Source organism: Salibaculum griseiflavum (genome assembly GCF_003129565.1).
Taxonomy (GTDB): domain Bacteria; phylum Pseudomonadota; class Alphaproteobacteria; order Rhodobacterales; family Rhodobacteraceae; genus Salibaculum; species Salibaculum griseiflavum.
In genome coordinates, this window is sequence record NZ_QETF01000033.1 from 1 (window position 1) to 4,972 (window position 4,972).

Here is a 4,972-nt window from a genome sequence, read left to right on the forward strand (position 1 = left end):
CACTGGAGGATGTGGTAGTCGTCTTCATGGTGTTGCTTCCTTTTTGGTTTGATCACCCCGAGCCTACGGCTCAGGGGAAGCAACGCCACCCTTTTTCAAAGTTTCAACATCCGTCGGGACATCCCCTTGTGTGGGTCCGTCACAGGTTTCTATAACTTCGGACGGTTCGATAGATTCCTCAATAGGCTATTGTCCACAAACCCCTGTCGGCGACAATTATCTGATTGATTATGATTACTTTGGGATGGGCCCAGATGAATATTATCAGGGTGTCGTGGTTTGGGCAAACGCTGGTATCAATTTTAACGACGACGAGCTTCGGGGCTTCGACATCACGGTCGACTACGTTGATAGTGCGGGGCAGCCACAAACGCTGAGCGGCGAAGACGTTAGCCTTGGCGTTACGACAGGCACCAACGATCCTAAGACAGTCACCTTTGCTTCACTCGGCGGGCCGGAAGCGATATCTGGTATCACCCAGTTCACCATTTCCGACTTAACTGCTCCTAGCGGGGACCCTTTTGCCACCTTTCGCGAAATTGCCCTTCTCGAGGCGACGCCCCCCGAGATATCCTTGGTAAAAACGGGCGTTTTCAACGACGCAAATAACAACGGCGTTGTAGATGTCGGTGATACGGTTACCTACACCTATGTCGTGACCAACACGGGCATTCCGACGGTCTTCGATGTAAATGTGACAGAGCCGGGTGGCGCGTCTTTCTCCGGCACGGGAACAGTGCCCGTGCCTGCGTATTCATCCGGCGGAGGCAACTACGATTCTGGTACCACGACCACTGATATTAGGTCGGGCGAGACAGTTACGTTCTCCGCAACATATACGCTGACCGCTGCCGATGTGTCGGCCGGCAGTTTGACTAACCAGGCCACCGCATCGGGCACGGATTTTCACGGCGTTACTGCAACTGACTTGTCCGGCACTGCGAATGATAATGATACAGCAACGGTGACGTCGTTTGAGTTTCCGGCCCTCACGCTTTTGAAGTCTGCGGATACGAGCGCGCTGTCGAACCCTGCTCAGGTTGGCGACCAGATCACCTATACCTTCACCCTGGAAAACACGGGCAACGTGGACCTCACGGGTGTGAGTGTTTCGGACGACTCGGGCTTCACGGGCGAGGACCCCTTCCCGACGCCCAGCTTTACTTCTGGTACGGGAGGCGCAACCGCGACCAGCATTCCAGCCGGGGAAACCGCGATCTACACGGCGATCTATACCCTGACCCAGGCAGACGTGGATGCAGGCGAGATCTCCAACCAGGCCGTTGCGAGTGCGGATGAGCTAACGGACGACGTTTTGTCCGACAACGATGACACTGCGGACGGCACTGCGGGGGACGACACCTCGACAGGCGGGACGGGTGACGACACCGGCGATGCCAACCCCACGCTGGTGGCGCTGACGGCGTCACCTGAGCTGACGCTTGTGAAGACGGGCACGCTGAACGATGACGACGGGACCGCCGGTCTCTCCGTGGGCGATACGATCTCCTACACCTTCGCGGTCGAGAACACGGGCAACGTGACAGTCGAGAACGTGGAGATCACGGACAATGACGCGGCGCTGACAGGTAGTGCGATTGCCTCGCTTGCGCCTGGGGACGTGGACGACACCACGTACACGGCGAGCTACACGCTGACGCAGACGGATGTAGACGCCGGGACGTTCGAGAACACGGCGACTGCGACGGGCGACAGCCCCACGGGAACCGATGATGTCACCGCGACGGACACCGACACGCAAACTTTCGACAACGACGCCGACCTTGTGACGGCGAAGACTGTTGACAAGGCGACGGCGGATGAGGGCGATACGGTCACCTATACGGTGACGGTGACCAACGACGGTCCGGCGGAAGCGACGAATGTGACGCTGACGGATGAGCTTCCAGCGGGTCTGACGGCGACGGCTGCGAATGGCGTCGTCGATGCGGGCAGCTACGACGCTGGCACCGGTGTGTGGACGATTCCGTCCCTGGCGGACCAGGCCAGCGCGACACTAACGCTTGTCGGCACGGTGGATGCGGGCCAGGGTGGCAACACGATCGAGAACACGGTTGCCGAGGCGAGCACGCCGGACCAGACCGACCCGAACACCGGGACGGACAGCACCTCTGCGCAGACGTTTATTAATTCTGCTGACCTTTCGATTGCGAAGGTTGTTGACAACGCGACGCCGAATGTTGGTGACACGGTGACCTTCACGCTGACGGCCGCGAACGCGGGTCCGTCGGATGCGACGGGTGTTGTTGTGACCGAGCAGCTTGAAGATGGTTACGAGTTCACCTCTGCGTCAGCGTCTTCGGGCAGCTACGATCCTGCAACAGGTGAGTGGTCGATTGGGGCCCTGGCCAATGGGGACAGTGCAACTCTGGCCCTTGAAGCCACGGTTCTGGCATCGGGCACATATACGAACACCGCCTCGATCACGGGCAATGAGGAAGATCCCTCGACCGAAAACGATGTGATCGATCCGCCGGTTGAGACCAATCCTGTTGTCGCTCCTGAGCTTGAGGACGACATTGCAATCAGCAACGATCTTGGCGAGCCCGTGACTGTCGATGTCCTTGACAACGACCAGGCTGGCGACAACCCGCTCGATCCGACCAGCGTGCAGCTGCTCGATGAGAACGGTGATCCTGTGTCGGAGCTGGAAGTTGCTGGCGAAGGCACCTGGACGGTTGATCCTGCGACGGGCGAGATCACCTTCACGCCGGAAGCCGGCTTCACGGGTGATGCGACGCCGGTGGACTACACGGCCACTGACGATCAGGGCACTCCGGCTGAAAAACCTGCGACTTTGGAAATAGGCTATACTAATCCTATCTCTGAGCTTGAGGTTGTCCTTACAGCTGATAACGGTGCATTGGCAGATGGTGCCCAAGAAGGTGACATCATTACCTACACGTTCGAGATTGAGAACACGGGTAATGTTGAGTTGGGCGACGTGCAGTTGTCTGACCTGGAGTTCACCGGATCTGGCGACCTTCCGGATGCTGCCTTCGTGTCGAACAGTGGGGACTCTCCAACAGGCACGCTGATGCCTGGAGAAAAGGGGACCTATACGATCAGCTATGCGCTGACCAAAGCGGATATCATTGCTGGAGAGATAAGTCTGAAAGGCGATGCAAAGGGTGTTTCACCAACTTCTGGTGTCGAAGCTTTTGCAACATCAAATCAGATGACAGTCACCCTTGTCGGCTTGATTGACCTGATTGCAGAGCCTCTCACAGATATTTTGGAGAGTGATCTGCGCGAGACCGTTGCTAAGCAGTCGCGGCTGTTTGAAGATATCGCACGTGGGGCGCGAGATCGTCTTTCGGACCGGTCGGCAGACCGCTGTGTGCGCGCATTGAACAGTCGGGTTGAAGAAGACCCGATCCTGTTTGCCACAGCGCGCGCCGAGTTGCGCCCTGAGAGCCGGGAGCTTGTTGACGAGCTTGCGGAGATTTTGGCGAGCTGTGAGGACGCACGTATCGAGATCGGAGGCCATACCGACTCTCGCGGTGGGGATGATTACAATCAGCGACTGAGCCAATCCCGTGTAGAGACGGTACTGCGAGCTCTGGCCGAGCGGGGCGTGGACAGCGAGCGTCTTGTGGCACGCGGTTACGGTGAGCGTGAGCCCGTGGCGGACAATGCAACCGCCGAAGGGCGTGCGCAGAACCGTCGTGTGGAGTTCCGAGTGAACGATGTGGCGCCGATGCGAGAAGAATGTGGCCAAGTGCGCCCGTTTGATGTGGATGGCTCCGCTGAAGCTTCTGCTGGAAGATTCAATACCGATGGGACCTTCGGCGAAGAGTTCTACAACTGTAAGACCGACCAGAGGCAGATCATTCGTGGCGAGTTCAGTCTGAGCCATGACAAAGACCTGGGCACGCAAGGCATGCTGACTGGCACGCTGCAGCGTGAGCGTAGGGTCAGTGAAGATCATCTGAGAGGGTATTTTCTCGGTGCCTATGCGAGCCGGACCAGTGTAACGAGCCGTGCCGATGGTCAAATTAACGGCTACGGTCTGTATGGTGGCCTCTATGGCGCAGCTAGGATGAATCAGGATATCTATCTTGACTATTACCTCGCTGGGTCGGCTGGTCATCACAGCTTTGATCTGCGCTTCTCAGAGGGCTTGTCGGAAGGCGTCGACGCGGATGGCTCCTATCAGTATATGGGCCTCTTTGGTGGCATGTCAGTCTCTGGTGAGGTGGAATATGGCGAAACACGTGTTACACCACGTGCAGGCTTGCACCTGACCTATGCGACAGCAGCTGATGCAGATGTGACAGCCAGTATTCCTGGACGCAGTGAATCCGGCACGTTGAGCCTGGACGATCAGAAAGGCATACGCTTCTTCGCTGAGATCGGTTTGGACTTTGGTGACGAGGTTTCAGACGAGGGCTATCGTAACCTTTCCCGTAGCTGGCATGTTGCACCGAGGCTTTATTGCGACATGGCGATAGGCTCGAGCAGCGAAACAGCTTGTGGAATTGGAGCAGGCTTGGAGTATCGTCTGACGAACCGCCTAAACGGGACTGACTGGGGCGTCGACATGGATCTGGAGACGAGCGGTGACGTAACCAGAGGCTCCCTCGGAATGTTCCACGAGCAGTCTATCTTTAATGAGCAAGGTAAACTGCGATTCGGAACCGATGTGTCACAACAAGGTAAACCGCATCTTTCGTTCGACCTCAATGTCGAGTGGTAAGGTGGAACTAAAGTGAGAGTGATTGATGCTGCGGCCCGGAACTGGCCGCAGCATCAAAATTTCTCTCATCGGATTGAGACGGGACAATGGCGGAAATCAAGTTAACTAGCCGCGGTATCCATTACGGGGATGTCCCGACGGATGTTGAAACTTTGAAAAAGGGTGGCGTTGCTTCCCCTGAGCCGTAGGCTCGGGGTGATCAAACCAAAAAGGAAGCAACACCATGAAGACGACTACCACATCCTCCAGTGC

At 57.1% G+C, this 4,972-nt stretch carries 1 protein-coding gene; it reads left to right on the forward strand.

The window, feature by feature from the left end; translation table 11 throughout:
• Positions 1-244 precede the first annotated feature (244 nt).
• Positions 245-4,720 (forward strand): DUF7507 domain-containing protein, encoded by a 4,476-nt coding sequence (locus tag DFK10_RS16740; RefSeq protein ID WP_109390046.1) that lies wholly within the window; start codon positions 245-247, stop codon positions 4,718-4,720.
• The last annotated feature ends 252 nt before the right edge of the window (positions 4,721-4,972 follow it).